Below are 17,068 nucleotides of genomic sequence, written 5' to 3'. Positions count from 1 at the left end.
GCCGGTCGGGGGCCGTCGTCGTCCCGGCGGCGACCGAGCGACGGTCGCCGCCGGAGTCGAGCCGGGGCGTCGTGGCAGACTGCCGCGCATGACTCCCGAGAACGGCGAACCGACGGGGCGGGTGACTCCTGCCCCCGGCAGCGCCGCCCCCACCGCTCGTCCGTCGACGGGTCCGCAGCACCCCCACGGCACTCGGCTCGACTCGTGGATCGGCTCCTACGCCGACCGCACCCACGGGATGCGCGCCTCCGAGATCCGCGCGCTGTTCGCCGTCGCCAACCGTCCCGAGGTGGTGTCGCTCGCCGGTGGCATGCCGTACCTCGCGGGCCTGCCGCTCGAGGCGATCGCCGAGACCACGCAGCGGCTCATCGCCACCCGCGGTGCGACAGCCCTCCAGTACGGCTCGGGCCAGGGTGACGAGCGGCTGCGGGAGCAGGTGCTCGAGGTGATGCGGCTGGAGGGCATCGAGGCGCACTCCGACGACGTCGTCATCACCACCGGCTCTCAACAAGCCCTGGACCTGGTGACCCGCCTCTTCATCAATCCCGGCGACGTCGTCGTCGCGGAGGCGCCGAGCTACGTCGGTGCGCTCGGCGTCTTCCGCGCGTACGAGGCCGACGTCGTCCACGTCCCCCTGGACGAGCACGGCCTCGTCCCCGAGGCGCTCGAGACGACCCTGCGCCGGCTGTCCGCGGAGGGTCGACGGGTCAAGTTCCTCTACACGGTGCCGAACTACCACAACCCCGCCGGGGTGACGCTGTCCCTCGAACGGCGACCGAAGGTCCTGGAGATCGCCCAGCGGTACGGCGTGCTCGTCGTGGAGGACAACCCGTACGGGCTGCTCGGCTTCTCGGGCGACCCCCTGCCTGCCATGCGCTCCCTGGACGACGACGGCGTCATCTACCTCGGCTCGTTCTCGAAGACGTTCGCGCCTGGGTACCGCGTCGGATGGGCCGTCGCGCCGCACGCCGTCCGCGAGAAGCTCGTCCTGGCCAGCGAGTCGGCGATCCTCTGCCCGTCCAACGCCTCCCAGCTCTCGATCTCCACGTACCTGGAGAACCACGACTGGCGGAGCCAGGTGAAGGCGTTCCGCGAGATGTACCGCGAGCGGCGCGACGCGATGATCGGCGCGCTTGCGGAGCACATGCCCGAGGCGTCCTGGACGGTCCCCGACGGCGGCTTCTACACCTGGGTGCGGCTGCCGGACGGGCTCGACGCCCAGGCGATGCTGCCGCGAGCGATCACCGCGCTGGTCGCCTACGTGTCCGGTACCGCCTTCTACGCGGACGGACAGGGCGCGGACCACATGCGCCTGTCGTTCTGCTACCCGACGCCCGACCGGATCCGCGAGGGCGTCCGACGCCTCGCCGGCGTCGTCGAGGCGGAGCGTGAGCTCGTGGAGATCTTCGGTACCGCGGCGGGCCGCGAGGTCCGCATCGTCGAATCGCCCGCCCCCGACCTGACGTGAGAGGAGTGTCGATGTCCGACCGGACACCCGACGTGCTCGTGCTGGCCGGCGGCCTGTCGCACGAGCGCGACGTCTCGCTCCGCAGCGGGCGCCGCGTGGCCGAGGCGCTCCGAGCCGCCGGCGTGGACGTGACCGTGCACGACGTCGACGCGACGCTCCTGCCGACGCTGCGGGAGGTGCGGCCCGGGCTCGTGTGGCCGCTGCTCCACGGCGCCACGGGTGAGGACGGGTCGGTGCGGGACGTCCTGGAGATGCTCGAGCTCCCGTACGTGGGCGCCGGACCCCGGGCCAGCCGCTGCGCGTGGAGCAAGCCGGTCGCCAAGACCCTCGCCGCCCAGGCCGGCGTCGCCACGCCCCGGTTCGTCACTCTGCCGCAGAGCCTCTTCCGTGAGCTCGGAGCCGGGGAGGTCCTCCGGAGCGTCCTGGACGCGCTCGGTCTCCCTCTGGCGGTGAAGCCGTCCCGTGGCGGATCCGCCCTCGGCGTGACCGTCGTCAGGTCCGCCGACGCGCTCCCGCGGGCGATGGTCGGCTGCTTCTCCTACGGCGACACCGCGCTGGTGGAGCAGGCCATCGAGGGCGTCGAGGTCGCGGTGAGCGTCGTCGACACCGGCGACGGCCCGCGCGCCCTGCCGGCCGTGGAGGTGGTCACGGAGGGGCCGTACGACTACGACGCCCGCTACGTCCCGGGCCGGACGGAGTACTTCACGCCCGCACGGCTGGCGACGGACGTCGCCGCACGGGTGGCGGAGGCGGCGGTGACCGTCCACCGCGCGCTGGGGCTCCGTCACCTGTCGCGGACCGACCTCATCGTGGACCGCGACGGCGTGCCGCAGTTCATCGACGTCAACACGGCACCCGGCATGACGGAGACGTCGCTGCTGCCGCAGGCCGCCCTGGCGGACGGGCAGGACCTGGGCAAGCTGTACCGCGCGATCGTGGAGGCCGCCGCCGCCGCGTCCGACTGATCGGGCCGCCCGCTCCCCGAGCGCCGCCCGTCCTGCCTCGAGGTCAGCGCAGGAGGCCGGGATCGTCCGGTGACAGCGTGGCGAGGATGCGGTTGAGGTCGTCGACCGAGGCGAACTCGACGGTGAGCCGTCCCTTGTTCTTGCCGAGCGCGATCTTCACGCGGGTGTCGAATCGATCCGAGAGCCTGCTCGCGAGGTCGTCGAGGGCGAGGTTCCGTCCACCGGCGCGAGGACGCCGCACGGGTGCGCGCCGCTCGGGGTCGCCGCCCAGCGTGACGATCTCCTCCGTGGCGCGGACCGACAGCCCCTCGGCGACGATGCGCTGCGCCAGTCGTTCCATCGCCGCGGCGTCGGGCAGGCCGAGCAGCGCCCGGGCGTGCCCTGCCGAGAGCACGCCGGCCGCCACACGCCGCTGGACAAGCGGCGGGAGCCTGAGCAGGCGCAGGGTGTTGGAGATCTGCGGCCGGGACCGGTGGATCCGGGTGGCGAGCTCCTCGTGGGTGCACCCGAAGTCGTCGAGCAGCTGCTGGTAGGCAGCCGCCTCCTCGAGGGCGTTCAGCTGGCTGCGGTGCAGGTTCTCGAGCAGCGCGTCCCGCAGGAGGTCATGGTCCTCGGTCTCGCGGACGATCGCCGGGATCGTCGGCAGTCCGGCCTTCTGGGTGGCACGCCAGCGACGCTCACCCATGATGAGCTCGTACTGCGCACCGTCCTCGCCCGGTACGGGACGGACGACCACCGGCTGGAGGACCCCGATCTCCCTGATCGAGCCGACCAGCTCGGCGAGCGCGTCCTCGTCGAACACCGTCCGGGGCTGCCGCGGGTTGGGGCGGATCGCCTCGACGGGGACCTCGGCGAAGTGCACCCCGGGCACGGGCACGAGCGATGTGCCGTCGTCCGGAGCGTCGGTGCGCTCGTCCTCCTGCGGTGCCGTCACCACGGTGGGATCCGCCGCAGGCGGCGTGGTGTCCTGCACGGCAGGCATGGGGGTGCCGGCTGGCGTCGACGTGTCGGACGATGCCGACGCCGTCGCGTCGACGGCGGCGTCCTCGGCCGCAGCCACCTCGTCACCCGCAGTCTCCTGCATGCCCCCGGGGGCATCCTCGCGAGCCACGATGCCGTCCCGTGCGGACGCCTCCGTCGCCGTCTCGGCCCCGTCGCGCAGAAGGGCACCGCGCGGCCGCCCCAGACCCGCGAGGTCCGGCTCGGAGCCCTGGTGCGGGACCTCCGGCGGTGCGTTCTCGTCGAGTGCCACGGCCGCTGCGCTACCGGGGAAGAAGACGTCGACCGGCCGGTCGGCTCCGCTGGGTCCGCTGGGGATGAGGGCTCCGAGCCCTCGTCCGAGTCCGCGTCGCTTCTCCGCCATCAGTGCTCCTGGGTGTTCTGCTGGGTCATGGCTCGCTGCGCGATCTCGCGCGCGGCCGCGAGGTACGCGAGGGCGCCGGTGGATCCCGGGTCATAGGTCATCACGGTCTGCGCATGGCTCGGCGCCTCCGAGATCCGCACCGACCGAGGCACCGTGGTCCGGAGGGTCTGGACCGGGAAGTGCTCCCTGACCTCGGCAGCGACCTGCTGCGCGAGGTTCGTCCGCGCGTCGTACATCGTGAGCAGGATCGTGGAGACGTGGAGGTCCCGGTTGAGGTGGTTCTTGATGAGCTGGACGTTCTTGAGCAGCTGGCTCAGGCCCTCGAGGGCGTAGTACTCGCACTGGATGGGGATGAGGACCTCGCGAGCTGCGACGAACGCGTTTACCGTGAGGAGACCGAGGCTCGGTGGGCAGTCGATGAAGACGTAGTCCAGGCGGTTCCCCTCCTGCGCCCGCTGCTCGACGTACGCCGAGATGGCGTTCCCCAGCCGTCCCTCACGCGCCACGAGCGACACCAGCTCGATCTCCGCACCGGAGAGGTCGATGGTCGCCGGCGCGCACTCGAGCCTGGCGATGTCCGGCGACGGCTGGACCACCGCTGCCAGGTCCTCGCCTTCGACCAGCACCTCGTAGACGGACGGGGTGCCGGCGCGGTGCTCGATGCCGAGGGCCGTGGAGGCGTTGCCTTGCGGGTCGTTGTCGACGACGAGGACGTTCAAGCCTGCCTGCGCCAGCGCAGCGGCGATGTTGACGGTGGTGGTCGTCTTGCCGACCCCGCCCTTCTGGTTCGCCACGGTGATGACACGTGTCGAGGGCGGCCTCTCGAACCGACGACCCGAGAGGTCGATCCTTCGGCGGGCGTCTGCTGCGAGCTGAGCGGCGAGCGGAGTGCTGTCGTCGACCTCCGGCAGGCTCTCGATGAGGAGAGCGCGGCGCTCGTCGTCGGAGAGCGCGGCGGTTGTTCCACGTGAAACGCTCCAGGTGGCGTCCTGATCCACTACGTCTCCCGTTCAGTCGAGTGGGTACATCCTGCCATCGACCACAGGCACGCTGCGGCACCGCGCCGTGCGCCGGTGCCCCACCTTCGAGTCACCGCAGACGAGTGCAACGGTGGCCCCGGCAGCGGCACCCGGCCTTGTCCCCACCGCACGACCAGGAACGGGTGCGCGTTTCACGTGGAACGTGGGCATCCTCGGTACGTCACCCGGCTGCACCTCTTCATGCGGTGGCTCTGAACCCAGTCCAGGCGAGACACGAGTGCACCCGCGCGGGCACGTTCGTTGCCGGCTCACACCCGCGCGATGTCGGTTTCACGTGGAACCTCGGCGCCACGCCGCAGGGCCGCCTGAGCGCCGCGCCGGCTCAGCCCGATCTCCTAACCTTTCAGTCGCGTGCGACTCTCAACATGTCCTGGTCGCACATCTGTGATCGGGCGACCGTTTCACGTGGAACAGCGGCCGAATTTCGTCGTGACGGCGTGCGTTGGCTCGGCCCGGGCGCCTGCCGTGGTGCGCTGCGTCGAAGCACGCACACACCCCGTGAACCGAATGCGCAGGCACAGGCGCGCACAGTGTCGGTCAAGGGCCGTGACGCGCACCATGTCGGCTGACGTTCCACGTGAAATGCTGTGGTCCACAAGGCGCCGTGATGCCCCGCGAATCGATGCTTCCGGTCGTGGACCTACGCAACGAAGCGCCCCATCGCAACCACCGTTCGGAGACGTCCGCGTTGGCGGTCGCCCCTCGTTTGTCGGCTGTCTGACGTGGTCGGTGTGCCGGCCGCGCATCCGGCTGTTGCACCAGCCGGCGAACGGATGGCCCGGTCACGGACTGAGTCGAAGGCGCGCCCGGCCGTTTCACGTGAAACGGAGAGACGTCGTGCGGCTCCAGCGGTCTGTGCAGCGGAAGACGACCGCCCAAGAAGACCGGTCGCCCCGTGGTCGCGGCTGGGTGGACGAACACGTAGCGTCACCGTCGACCACCGCCGACCGTGGGAGTCGCATCGGCTCACGTCCGGTGCATGCCGGACTGCCCACTGAGGGTCGCTCTCGAGCAGGCCAGGCCGGCCCATCGGAGGGCAAGGCAGCGGTGACCCTCCGGTGCGCAACGGATCGAGCTCGGCGTTCCACGTGCAACATCGACGTGCGTTCGCGCCGACGTCTGGAAGGAACCGGCTCCGCCTGCACCGTCGCCACACCTGCCCTGTCAACCAGTGTGCCGATGGAGGACCTACGAACTTTCGGAGAGCACTGAGACACAGAGCTCTCCCGTTCCACGTGAAACACCGCTGTAGACCCGGGCGTGCCCACGACGTCGGCTGCTCACGGATTCCGGTGGGTGAAGGAGAACCGCCGAGGACACGCTCCTACGGCCGGCACCCCGGCGGGGCGAAGAGGCGCGGACTTGAGGGCGGCCTCCCCACACATCACGTGTTCCACGCGAAACAGCGCGTACCGCGACACCGTGGACCGTGCCGGAGGCGCTCCGCCCTGAGCCCCGATCCGCAAGCACGGCCCGCTCGGACGTCGTCGGCTGGATGAAGCCGGCTGTTCCTGAGACCGGCGCTGGGCCCGACACCGCAACGGGGGCACGTTCCACGTGAAACATGCGCACGGTGCACGCTGGCGGAGTCCGAAGGCCGCCCCGCGATCAGGAGCGCTGTCGCCGTGCCGAGCGACCGGCCCGCCGGCCCGGGCGCTCCTGTCGTGAGGGGGGACCTCCGCCCGTGACGCGAACGCCAGGAGCGACCTTCCGGACGCGCACCACCGACGTCGCAGGGATCTCGGGCACCGTCGGGGCCATCAGCACCTCGCCGTCGTCGCCGCCGAGCGGGGCGAGAACCGGACGGGCCGCGTCGAGCTCGTCCTGCGCCCGTTCGCCCTTGAGTGCGAGCAACGAACCTCCGACACGACACAGCGGGAGCGCCCAGCCCGCGAGCCTGTCCAGCGGCGCCACGGCTCGAGCGGTGACGACGTCGCCGGACAGCTGACCCGTCAGCTCCTCGGCGCGGCCGCGACGGACCTCGACCTCGGACAGCTCTAGGGCGCCGGCGACCTCTTCGAGCCACACGCAACGCCGCAGCATCGGCTCGACGAGGACGACGTGCAGGTCCGGCCGCAGGCAGGCCAGCACCACTCCGGGCAGTCCTGCACCGCTGCCGAGGTCGACGACCGTCCCGGAGTCCGGCAGGAACGGCGCCACGGCGGCGGAGTTGAGGAGGTGACGCTCCCACAGGCGCGGCACCTCCCGGGGACCGACGAGCCCTCTGACCACCCCCTGGTCGGCCAGCATCCGGGCGTACCGCTCCACAAGAGGCAGCCGGTCGCCCAGCAGCAGACGCACCGACTCCGTGTCAGGGCCGATCGATCCACCGTCGGGTGATCCGGCCGTCATCGACACCGCCCGAGGACGGGCACCGTCACAGCACTCGCCGGGACCGCCACGACGTCAGGACGGACGGACCACGACGTGACGCGACGGCTCCACACCCTCGCTGTCGCTGACGAAGCCGGCGGCGGCCACGACGTCGTGCACGACCTTGCGCTCGAACGGGTTCATCGGCTCCAGCGCCACGGCAGCACCGGTCGACCGGACCTCGGCGATCGCGGTGCGAGCGACCTCCGCGAGCTCGGCGCGCCGTCCGGCCCGATACCCCGCGATGTCGAGCATGAGCCGGCTCCGCTCGCCCGTCTTCGCCTGCACGGCGAGCCGCGTGAGCTCCTGCAGGGCGTCGAGCACCTCGCCATCGGCCCCGACGAGTCGACGCAGGCCGCGCTCGGACCCGCTCTCCGCGACGATCTCCACAGCCGCCCTGCCGTGGTCGACATCGATATCGATGTCTCCGTCCACGTCCGCGATGTCGAGGAGCTCCTCGAGGTAGTCAGCCGCGATCTCGCCCTCCTCCTCGAGGCGACGGAGGTCCGACCCGTCGCGACCCGTCTCTGGAGCGTCCGGTGCGTCACTCATGGTGCTCTCCTGTCCTGCGGTTCCCACCGGGTGCGCATCGATGCTGCGCACCCGGCGGTGTGGATGAGGGGACGACGGTCAGCGCGGGGCGCCAGGACCCGTCGCGCGGGGCTTCTTCTTGCCGCTCTTGCCCGCCGACGTCGCGCCGTTCGCCGAGGGACCCGAGGGGCCTGATGGTGCCGACGTTCCGCTCGCGGGAGGTCTCCGGACGCCGTCGCCGCCGACGTCGGGCGTCCCGGCCTCGCCGGCCACGGACGACGTGGTGTCGTCGTCGGCACCACCCGCCGCCGGTGCGGGCCGTCCGGTGGTCTTCGCCCGGTCCTTGCGCTTCGGCTGCTGGCGCTGCCCCTTCGGCTTCGTGTCGACCACCGCGGGCGTCTCGGTCTCCAGGACCTCGCCGTGGCGGGCGGCCTTCCGTGCGCGACGCTCCTTGAGCATCCGCTCGGCCTCGGACCCCGGCGTCGGGTTGTTCCGGATGACGTAGAACTGCTGGCCCATCGACCAGAGGTTCGTCGTCGTCCAGTACACGAGCACACCGATGGGGAAGTTGACGCCGGAGATGGCGAAGATGAGGGGGAGCAGGTAGAGCAGCATCTTCTGCTGCTGCGCCATAGGGCCCTGCAGGGCGGACGCGGGCATGTTCTTCTGCGTCAGCTGCCGCTGCGTGAAGAACGTTGTCGCCGACATCGCCACGATGAGCAGCACCGTCACGATCTTGACCTTGATGTCGTCCGACCCGAGGAAGGTCTCCGAGATCCGCGCCCCGAAGATCGTGGCGCTCTCGGCCTCCTGGGCGAGCTGCTGGTCGATCGGGCCGATCGAGTCCCGCGCACCGTTCTGGTACGTGCCGTTGGCGACGTTCGGCAGCGTGTAGAGCACGCGGAAGAGCGCGAAGAAGATGGGGGACTGAGCCAGGATCGGCAGGCACGAGGCGAACGGGTTCGTGCCGTGCTTCTTGTACAGCTCCATCGTCTCGCGGGTCATCGCCTCACGGGACGCGGGGTCCGTCTTCCCCTTGTACTTCTTCTGCACCTTCTGCAGCTCCGGAGCGACCAGCTGCATCCCGCGCGAGGCCTTGATCTGCTTGACGAACAGCGGGATGAGGAGGATCCGGATGACGACGACGAGGCCGACGATCGACCCCACCCACGCCGCCCCGGACTCCGACGGCAGCCCGAGCCCGGTGAGGAGCTCGTGGAAGCCGTACATGATCCACGCGACGACCCACTTCAGCGGGTAGAAGATGCTGTCGATCGACATCGGGTGGTGCTCCTAGCGGGTGTGGACGTGCCCGGCGTGCCGGGCGGAGGTCGTCTGGTGTGCGGCGCGCTCACGCGGCGGCGGGACGTCGTCGACGCCGCCCGCCGCCCACGGGTGGCACCGGCCGAGACGGCGGACAGCGAGCCACGAGCCGCGCACGGCACCGTGCCGCTGCACCGCCAGGACGGCGTAGCTCGAGCAGCTCGGGTAGTACCGGCACGTGGGCCCGGTCAGCGGCGAGACGAAGGTCCGGTACACCCACAGCAGTCCGAGCAGGAGGAGCTGGGGCGCGCGTCGGACCAGGGAGGCCCCGCGCAGGACGACGCGCCGCCAGTCGCTCACGGCGTGTCCCGCTGCGTCCGGCGGTCCGCGCGACGCAGGGCGCTGCCGAGCGCCGAGCGCAGGTCCTCGCTCAGCGCGGCGTAGGTGGCGGTCGCCGCCGGCGGGAGCGCACGGACGACGACGTCCGCGCCGTCGGGGATCCGCTCCTGCTGCTCGATCACGGCACCACGCAGACGTCGACGGACACGATTACGCACGACTGCGCCGCCGACAGCCTTGGAGACCACGAAGCCGACATGCGGCTCCGGGTGCAGGGCGTCGACGGCGCAGTGCACGACGAGGGTGTCCCGGCCTGCTCGCGCGCCGGTGCGAATGGTCCGTGCGTACTCCTCGGACCGACGCATCCGCAGCGCGGCGGGCAGCACCGGGGTGGCTCAGGCGGAGAGCTCGGTGCGACCCTTGCGCCGACGTGCGGCGAGGATCGCCCGGCCGGCACGCGTGCGCATGCGCAGGCGGAAGCCGTGGGTCTTGGCCCGGCGCCGGTTGTTCGGCTGGAAGGTGCGCTTCGACACGTCAGACTCCAAGGTTCGTTCACAGGCACCGCCGCGAGGACGGAGGTCGAGGACGTTCCCGCTCCCCGTCCCCACCCGGCGGCGTCCCGCGCGGGGACCCGACCGTGACCGGTGGGTTCCGCGCGGACGAGCGCAGGCAGAAGGAGCCGCGTAGAACGGCTGTGTCACGGTACGCGCCGCGGTGCGCAGGGTCAAACCGCGCCGGGAGCGCGACGCACCTGGGCCGCAGGCCCCGGACGGGGCGTCAGCGCGCCGTGGGAGGGCTCGACGCGACCTCCCATCATGACCCGAACGGCGTATCGCCACCGCGACGACGCGCCGGGCAGGATGTCCGATGTTTGCGGCGCAGCGCGGCGACCCGAAGCACACAGGCTGTGGAGAAGTGTGTGGATCATGGGCCGTCGTGCCAGACTGCGACCCTTGGCACCGGCCTCGACGTCCGCGTCGCAGCAGCCGCCGGGAGGGACTGAGCACACGCATCGCGCATCGGGGAGTCAGCTGGTGGCAGGACAGGACGACTCGATCGCCGAGGTGTGGTCACGCACCGTGGACCACCTCGCCGGCGACGGGATCGCGTCCCAGCAGCAGCTCGCGTTCATCCGTCTCGCGCAGCCCATGGGCCTCCTCGACGGCACCGTGCTCCTCGGCGTCGGCAACGACTTCACCAAGGAGTACCTCGAGACGCGGGCGCGCGGCGAGCTGACCCGCGCGCTGAGTCGGTCTCTCGGGGTCGACGCCCGGTTCGCCGTCATGGTGGACCCCGCCCTGGACGACCACGTCACCGTCAGCCCCAGCACCGACACCGCCGGGCCGACCGACGTGCCCCTGGACGACGCCGACGACGACGCCCGCGTGCTGCGCGCGGTCGAGGACGACCTCGGCCGCTTCGACGACCGGGCCTACTCGGGCCGGCGTCGTGCGGGGCAGGTCACGCCGGTCGAGCCGGCCCGCCTCAACCCGAAGTACCTCTTCGAGACCTTCGTCATCGGGTCCTCCAACCGGTTCGCGCACGCCGCCGCGGTCGCCGTGGCGGAGGCGCCCGCCAAGGCGTACAACCCGTTGTTCATCTACGGCGACTCCGGTCTGGGCAAGACGCACCTGCTCCACGCGATCGGCCACTACGCGCAGTCGCTGTACTCGGGTGTCCGGGTGCGGTACGTGAACTCCGAGGAGTTCACCAACGACTTCATCAACTCCATCGGTGAGGGCAAGGCCGGCGCGTTCCAGCGCCGCTACCGCGAGGTGGACGTCCTGCTCGTCGACGACATCCAGTTCCTGCAGGGCAAGGAACAGACGATGGAGGAGTTCTTCCACACGTTCAACACCCTGCACAACGCGAACAAGCAGGTCGTCATCACCTCCGACCTGCCGCCCAAGCAGCTCAACGGGTTCGAGGACCGGATGCGCTCCCGGTTCGAGTGGGGCCTCATCACCGACGTCCAGCCGCCCGACCTCGAGACCCGCATCGCGATCCTGCGCAAGAAGGCCGCCAACGAACGGCTGCAGGCCCCGGACGAGGTCCTGGAGTACATCGCCTCGAAGATCTCGACGAACATCCGTGAGCTCGAGGGCGCCCTCATCCGCGTCACGGCGTTCGCCAACCTCAACCGGCAGAGCGTGGACCTGGCGCTGGCGGAGATCGTCCTCAAGGACCTCATCACCGACGACGACACGGCGGAGATCACGGCCGCCGCGATCATCGCCCAGACGGCGAACTACTTCGGGCTCACGATCGACGACCTGTGCGGATCCTCCCGCTCACGGGTGCTCGTGACGGCCCGCCAGATCGCGATGTACCTATGCCGCGAGCTCACGGAGATGAGCCTGCCGAAGATCGGGCAGCAGTTCGGGGGCCGGGACCACACCACCGTCATGCACGCCAACCGCAAGATCCGTGAGCTCATGGCCGAGCGTCGGTCGATCTACAACCAGGTCACCGAGCTCACCAACCGGATCAAGCAGCAGCACCGCGGCTGACCGGCTGCCACCCGGCCGCCCGCACGAGCCGCCTCCTTCTGCTCCGTCCGGGTGACGTTCTCGGGCGCTCGAGCCGGCCCCGCACCCTGGGCTCCCGACGACGACGGCGGCCCGGGTCGCCCCGCGCGACCCCGCCTCCGGCCCCCGTGGATCACCCGAAGGGCTCTTCCGGTGCTGTACACACCTGTGGAAAGAGCTGTGGAGGACGGTGGACGACTCGCCACGTCCATGTGGACGCCACCTGTGGTCACCGGGGACGCAGCGTGGACGACACCTCACCGTCCACCGACGCCCAGCCCCCTCGACAGCGCCGTCGACATCGCGTCCACACCACGTTCCTCGACGGGACCTGCACCGACGACCGTCATCCACAGTGTCCACAGGACCGATGATGACGACGACAGATCTCTTCCTCCTCGATCCACACCGCCTTCATGAGGTGCGACCCGGCGGAGCGCCGGGTCGGTCGCACTGCCCGCCGCCGGCCGCTCGTCCCGCCCGGCCGGGACGGCCTCCTCGAGGCACGAGCGTCGCGCCATGACCTCGACGACGAGCGTCCGACCCGCCCGTGCGGTCCGGCGCGGCGCGTCGGTGCACTCGCGTACTGTTCACACGGATCAGAGACGGATCATCGGGTCACCACCGCTGCGGCGGGCGGCGACCGCGTCGACGTCGGGGCCGCACCCAGCGTGCTGCCCCGCGGCCGCGGGACGCCCGCGCCGCGGTGGCCCCGCAGGCGGAGGGATGAGCGATGAGGTTCAGGGTCGACCGCGACGTGCTGGCGGAGGCTGTCACCTGGACCGCCCGGTCCCTGCCGACCCGGCCCCCGGTGCCGGTGCTCGCCGGTGTCCGCCTCGAGGCCGACTCCAGCGGCGTGGTCCAGCTCTCGAGCTTCGACTACGAGGTCTCGGCGCGGTCCGAGATCGCCGCGGACGTCGCCGAGCCCGGCACGGTGCTCGTCTCCGGCCGGCTCCTCGCCGAGATCTCCCGCGCCCTGCCCGCCAAGCCCGTCGACGTCGTGCTCGACGGCACCAAGGTCACGGTCACGTGCGGCGCGAGCCGGTTCTCCCTCCTGACGATGCCGGTCGAGGACTACCCGGCTCTGCCGGCGATGCCGGACGTCGTCGGGAGCATCGCCGGGGACGAGCTGACCGCCGCCGTCGGCCAGGTCACCGTCGCCGCATCCCGGGACGACACGCTCCCGCTGCTCACCGGCGTGCGCGTCGAGATCGAGGGTGAGCGGATCACGATGCTCGCCACCGACCGCTACCGGCTCGCGCTGCGCGAGCTCACCTGGACGCCGTCGTCGCCGGACTACTCGTCCACAGCGCTGGTGCGAGCCCGGACGCTGTCCGACGCCGCGAAGTCGCTCGGCGGGTCCGACCGCGTCGCCGTCGCGCTGTCGACCGGCGCCGGGGTGGACCTCATCGGCTTCGAGGCCGGCGGCCGGCACACGACGTCGCTGCTCGTCGACGGGGAGTACCCCGCGGTGCGTCGGCTGTTCCCGGACGACACCCCCATCCACGCGGTCGTGCCCAAGCAGGTGCTCGTCGAGGCCGCCCGCCGCGTCTCGCTCGTCGCGGAGCGCAACACGCCCATCCGGCTCGCCTTCAGCGAGGGCCAGGTGGTGCTCGACGCCGGGCAGGGTGATGATGCTCAGGCGTCCGAAGCCCTGGAGGCGGCGCTGACCGGGGACGACATCACGGTCGCGTTCAACCCGCAGTTCCTGCTGGACGGGCTGGGTGCGCTCGACACGGAGTTCGTGCGGATGTCCTTCACGCACCCGAACAAGCCGGTCGAGTTCACCGGCCAGGGTTCGCTCGAGGGCGAGGACGACAAGGGGTACCGGTACCTCCTGGTGCCCATCCGCTTCGCCTCGTAGGGAGACACCCACCATGCACCTCGGACTCGTCGGACTCGGCCGGATGGGCGCCAACATGCGCACCCGCATGCGCGAGCGCGGGCTCGAGGTGTCCGGCTACGACCGCAACCCCGAGGTCTCCGACGTCGAGACCCTCGAGGCGCTCGTCGCCGCTCTGCCCGCCCCGCGTGTCGTCTGGGTCATGGTCCCGGCCGGGGACATCACCCGGGGCGTCGTGGAGGAGCTGGCCGGCCTGCTCTCCGAGGGTGACCTCGTCATCGAGGGCGGCAACTCCCACTTCACCGACGACGTCGCCCACGCCGCCCTCCTCGCGGAGCGCGGGATCCGCTACGTCGACGTCGGCGTCTCCGGCGGCGTGTGGGGCCTGGCCAACGGCTACGGCCTCATGGCGGGTGGGGCAGAGGCCGACATCGCGGAGCTCATGCCGGTCTTCGACGCGCTCCGCCCCGACGGCGAGCGGCAGAACGGCTTCGTCCACGCCGGCTCGGTGGGCGCCGGGCACTACGCGAAGATGGTGCACAACGGCATCGAGTACGGCCTGATGCAGGCGTACGCCGAGGGCTACGAGCTCCTCACCGCTCAGGACATCGTCACGGATGTCACCGGCACGCTGCGCGCCTGGACCCAGGGCACCGTCGTGCGGTCCTGGCTGCTGGACCTGCTCGTCGAGGCCCTGGAGCAGGACCCGTCGCTCGCGTCCATCGACGACTTCGTCGAGGACTCCGGCGAGGGTCGCTGGACCGTGGACGAGGCGATCGACCAGGCGGTCCCGCTGCCGGTGATCTCTGCGGCGCTGTTCGCCCGGTTCGCCTCCCGGCAGGTCGACTCGCCGGCGATGAAGGCCGTCGCCGCCCTGCGCCAGCAGTTCGGCGGTCACGCGGTGCGCCCGGCGCAGCCGCCTGCCTGACCGGCGGCCCGGGCGACCCGGGCACCGCCGTCCGACGCCCCCGGCGCGCGCCGCCGGCACCCGACCGAGAGAGCGAGCGTGTACGTCAGCCACCTGTCCCTCACGGACTTCCGGTCCTACGAGCAGGTGGACCTCACGCTGGAGCCGGGCGTCAGCGCGCTCGTCGGCCCGAACGGCCAGGGCAAGACGAACCTCGTGGAGGCCGTCGGGTACGTCGCGACGCTGGGCAGCCACCGCGTCGCGACGGACGCGGCGCTCGTCCGGGCCGGCGCGCCCCGCGCCGTCGTCCGGCTCCGCGCGGTGCGCGGGGACCGCTCGAGCCTCGTGGAGCTCGAGATCAACCCCGGCCGCGCCAACCGCGCCCAGGTCAACCGTGCCCCGGTGCGCCGGGCCCGCGACGTCCTGGGCATCCTGCGCACCGTCCTCTTCGCTCCCGAGGACCTCGCGCTGGTCAAGGGCGACCCGGACGGCCGGCGGCGCTTTCTCGACGAGCTGGTCGTCCAGGTGTCCCCGCGCATGGCGGCGGTGCTGGGCGACTACGACCGCATCCTGCGCCAGCGCGGTGCGCTGCTGAAGTCCGCCGGGGGCGCCCGCCGTGGCCGGCGGTCCGCGGGCGAGGAGGAGACGCCGGACCTGCGCACGCTCGACGTCTGGGACACCAGGCTCGCCCAGCTCGGCGCCCAGGTTCTCGCCGCGCGCATCCGCCTCGTCGACCAGCTGCGCCCGCACGTCGCCGCGGCGTACGAGCAGGTCTCCGAGGGCCAGGGCGCCGCCGTCGTCGGCTACCGGTCCTCGCTCGAGGGCAGCGCGGCCGACGACGACGACCGTGGTCGCCCGAACGGTCCGCTCACCCGCAGCGAGCCGGAGGTCCCGCACCGCGGCGCGTCCACGGAGCTGCTCGAGGCGCAGCTGCTCGAGGCGCTCAGCCGGCTGCGGCGCCAGGAGATCGACCGGGGCGTGAACCTCGTCGGCCCGCACCGCGACGACCTGGTCCTCAGCCTCGGCGGGCTGCCCGCCAAGGGCTTCGCCAGCCACGGGGAGTCCTGGTCGATCGCGCTCGCGCTGCGCCTCGGGTCCTACCAGCTGCTCACCCACGGCACGCCCGACGACGACACGGCCGGGGGCATCTCGTCGTGGGAGGAGGGCAGCGAGCCGGTGCTCGTCCTCGACGACGTGTTCGCCGAGCTCGACGTGCGGCGCCGTCGGCGGCTCGCCGGCCTCGTGACGCGCGCGGAGCAGGTGCTCGTGACGGCGGCCGTGGCGGAGGACGTCCCGGAGGAGCTCGAGGGCGCCCGGTGGGACGTCATGGGCGGGCAGGTGTCCCGTGTCCGCTGACACCGACGACCCGGTGGGGCGCCCCCGGCCGGGACCGGTCGGCGTGGAGAAGCCCGTCCACGAGAGGCTCGGGCTCACGCCGCCCTCGGCGGTGACCCTCGCCGCGCTGAACCGGGCCAGGGCGGCCGCCGAGGCCCGCGGGCTCCGTCCCGGGGCACCGCTGCGCCGTCGGCCCGCGGAGGTCCAGCTGTCCTCGGCGGCGCGGGACGGGCGTGACCCCGCGCTCGTCGGCGACGCGCTGGCCCGGCTGTCGACCGAGCGGGGGTGGTCGGCGGAGCTCTCGGTGGGTGGCGTCGTCGGGCGGTGGCGCGAGGTCGTCGGCGACCACGTCGCGGACCACTGCACCCCGGAGACGTTCGACGACGGGCTGCTCGTGGTGCGCACGGACTCGACCGCCTGGGCGACCCAGGTGCGGCTGCTCGTCCCCCAGCTGCTGCAGCGTCTGGCGGTGGAGCTGGGACCGGACGTGGTCCGTGACGTCAAGGTCCTGGGGCCGTCGGGGACGCACTGGGGGCACGGGCAGCGGCGCGTCGCGGGCCGCGGACCGCGGGACACGTACGGCTGACCGCAGCGGCATGCGGCCCGGGCAGCCCCGGGCACGTCACGGCACGGTGCCCCAGGGCTCGCTGCCGGGGCGGGCGCAGCAGGCCCGAGGAGCGCGCTGTAAGGCCCGCGGGGACGTCCCGCCACCACCGGGTCACCGGTTCGTCCTGATCGTGCTTCCTGGGTGTGCACGGGCCCGTGAGAGGGGCATGACAGGGTAGACTGACACCTGTCATTCCTGGTGCTCCGGAGCGCCGGAGGAGCCGTCCGGCGCCGCGCACCCCGCGTGGCCCGCCGTCGTGCGGCCCGCCGTCCTCCACGCGACCGCCAGGGAGCCTGCGCGACGCGGGATCCCCCGCGCGACCTCGAAGGAGCACCCCGGCCCGTGGCTGACCAGAGCGCGACCACTCCGCCCAGCGAGCCGCTCGACGGCACCTCCGGGAGCAGCACCCCGACCGGCACCACGGACACGAGCACCCCGGTGACGAGCACCACGGCGACGAGCACCCCGGAGACCACGCCCGTCGTCGTCCGCAAGGACAACGGGTA

General features: G+C 72.0%; 15 protein-coding genes. 7 read left to right on the top strand and 8 right to left on the bottom strand.

Annotated elements, in window-relative coordinates; genetic code table 11:
• Nucleotides 1–88 precede the first annotated feature (88 nt).
• Nucleotides 89–1,468: a PLP-dependent aminotransferase family protein gene (locus LG379_RS00145; protein WP_225752579.1), complete on the top strand. Its 1,380-nt coding sequence runs from the start codon at nucleotides 89–91 to the stop codon at nucleotides 1,466–1,468.
• 11 nt (nucleotides 1,469–1,479) lie between these two features.
• Nucleotides 1,480–2,433, top strand: coding sequence for a D-alanine--D-alanine ligase (locus LG379_RS00140; protein WP_225752578.1), 954 nt, complete (start codon nucleotides 1,480–1,482; stop codon nucleotides 2,431–2,433).
• Nucleotides 2,434–2,476: 43 nt separating this feature from the next.
• On the opposite strand, the gene LG379_RS00135 is transcribed toward LG379_RS00140, so the two are convergent.
• The 8 genes from LG379_RS00135 to rpmH form a co-directional block, all read right to left on the bottom strand.
• On the bottom strand, nucleotides 2,477–3,796 hold the full coding sequence (locus tag LG379_RS00135; protein WP_225752577.1) for a ParB/RepB/Spo0J family partition protein: 1,320 nt from the start codon (nucleotides 3,794–3,796) through the stop codon (nucleotides 2,477–2,479).
• Nucleotides 3,796–4,794: a ParA family protein gene (locus tag LG379_RS00130; protein ID WP_304522410.1), complete on the bottom strand. Its 999-nt coding sequence runs from the start codon at nucleotides 4,792–4,794 to the stop codon at nucleotides 3,796–3,798. Before LG379_RS00130 ends, LG379_RS00135 begins: the two co-directional genes overlap by 1 nt.
• A gap of 1,650 nt (nucleotides 4,795–6,444) precedes the next feature.
• Complete coding sequence (gene rsmG, locus LG379_RS00125) at nucleotides 6,445–7,137, bottom strand: 16S rRNA (guanine(527)-N(7))-methyltransferase RsmG (protein ID WP_225752576.1); 693 nt, start codon at nucleotides 7,135–7,137, stop codon at nucleotides 6,445–6,447.
• A 105-nt stretch (nucleotides 7,138–7,242) separates the two neighbouring features.
• Nucleotides 7,243–7,761, bottom strand: a complete 519-nt coding sequence (locus LG379_RS00120; protein WP_225752575.1) for a R3H domain-containing nucleic acid-binding protein — start codon at nucleotides 7,759–7,761, stop codon at nucleotides 7,243–7,245.
• A gap of 78 nt (nucleotides 7,762–7,839) precedes the next feature.
• Nucleotides 7,840–9,021, bottom strand: a complete 1,182-nt coding sequence (gene yidC / locus LG379_RS00115; protein WP_225752574.1) for a membrane protein insertase YidC — start codon at nucleotides 9,019–9,021, stop codon at nucleotides 7,840–7,842.
• Between the two features lie 12 nt (nucleotides 9,022–9,033).
• A complete protein-coding gene (yidD, locus tag LG379_RS00110) occupies nucleotides 9,034–9,363 on the bottom strand; it encodes a membrane protein insertion efficiency factor YidD (RefSeq protein WP_370634402.1) in 330 nt (109 codons plus the stop codon).
• Nucleotides 9,360–9,728: a ribonuclease P protein component gene (rnpA, locus tag LG379_RS00105; protein ID WP_225752573.1), complete on the bottom strand. Its 369-nt coding sequence runs from the start codon at nucleotides 9,726–9,728 to the stop codon at nucleotides 9,360–9,362. Before rnpA ends, yidD begins: the two co-directional genes overlap by 4 nt.
• A gap of 9 nt (nucleotides 9,729–9,737) precedes the next feature.
• Entirely contained in the window at nucleotides 9,738–9,875 is a 138-nt protein-coding gene (rpmH, locus tag LG379_RS00100) for a 50S ribosomal protein L34 (RefSeq protein WP_034225701.1), read from the bottom strand.
• Between the two features lie 501 nt (nucleotides 9,876–10,376).
• On the opposite strand from rpmH, the gene dnaA reads away from it, so the two are divergent.
• The 5 genes from dnaA (at nucleotide 10,377) to LG379_RS00075 (ending at nucleotide 16,541) form a co-directional block, all read left to right on the top strand.
• Nucleotides 10,377–11,852: a chromosomal replication initiator protein DnaA gene (dnaA, locus tag LG379_RS00095; protein ID WP_225752572.1), complete on the top strand. Its 1,476-nt coding sequence runs from the start codon at nucleotides 10,377–10,379 to the stop codon at nucleotides 11,850–11,852.
• 751 nt (nucleotides 11,853–12,603) lie between these two features.
• On the top strand, nucleotides 12,604–13,734 hold the full coding sequence (gene dnaN / locus LG379_RS00090; protein WP_225752571.1) for a DNA polymerase III subunit beta: 1,131 nt from the start codon (nucleotides 12,604–12,606) through the stop codon (nucleotides 13,732–13,734).
• 13 nt (nucleotides 13,735–13,747) lie between these two features.
• Complete coding sequence (gene gnd, locus LG379_RS00085; RefSeq protein WP_225752570.1) at nucleotides 13,748–14,641, top strand: phosphogluconate dehydrogenase (NAD(+)-dependent, decarboxylating); 894 nt, start codon at nucleotides 13,748–13,750, stop codon at nucleotides 14,639–14,641.
• Nucleotides 14,642–14,719: 78 nt separating this feature from the next.
• Nucleotides 14,720–15,976 (top strand): DNA replication/repair protein RecF, encoded by a 1,257-nt coding sequence (gene recF / locus LG379_RS00080; RefSeq protein WP_225752569.1) that lies wholly within the window; start codon nucleotides 14,720–14,722, stop codon nucleotides 15,974–15,976.
• Nucleotides 15,966–16,541, top strand: a complete 576-nt coding sequence (locus tag LG379_RS00075) for a DUF721 domain-containing protein (RefSeq protein WP_225752568.1) — start codon at nucleotides 15,966–15,968, stop codon at nucleotides 16,539–16,541. The genes recF and LG379_RS00075 overlap by 11 nt, the downstream gene beginning before the upstream one ends.
• The last annotated feature ends 527 nt before the right edge of the window (nucleotides 16,542–17,068 follow it).

This window comes from Actinotalea sp. Marseille-Q4924, from assembly GCF_916618755.1.
GTDB lineage: Bacteria > Actinomycetota > Actinomycetes > Actinomycetales > Cellulomonadaceae > Actinotalea.
This window is presented reverse-complemented; position numbering and strand designations above follow the sequence as displayed.

Bases quoted from the DNA above. Each gene is read 5' to 3' on its own strand.
- LG379_RS00145 (WP_225752579.1), top strand. From the start codon at position 89: ATGACTCCCGAGAACGGCGAACCGACGGGGCGGGTGACTCCTGCCCCC.
- LG379_RS00140 (WP_225752578.1), top strand. From the start codon at position 1,480: ATGTCCGACCGGACACCCGACGTGCTCGTGCTGGCCGGCGGCCTGTCG.
- LG379_RS00135 (WP_225752577.1), bottom strand. From the start codon at position 3,796: ATGGCGGAGAAGCGACGCGGACTCGGACGAGGGCTCGGAGCCCTCATC.
- LG379_RS00120 (WP_225752575.1), bottom strand. From the start codon at position 7,761: ATGAGTGACGCACCGGACGCTCCAGAGACGGGTCGCGACGGGTCGGAC.
- yidC (WP_225752574.1), bottom strand. From the start codon at position 9,021: ATGTCGATCGACAGCATCTTCTACCCGCTGAAGTGGGTCGTCGCGTGG.
- dnaN (WP_225752571.1), top strand. From the start codon at position 12,604: ATGAGGTTCAGGGTCGACCGCGACGTGCTGGCGGAGGCTGTCACCTGG.
- gnd (WP_225752570.1), top strand. From the start codon at position 13,748: ATGCACCTCGGACTCGTCGGACTCGGCCGGATGGGCGCCAACATGCGC.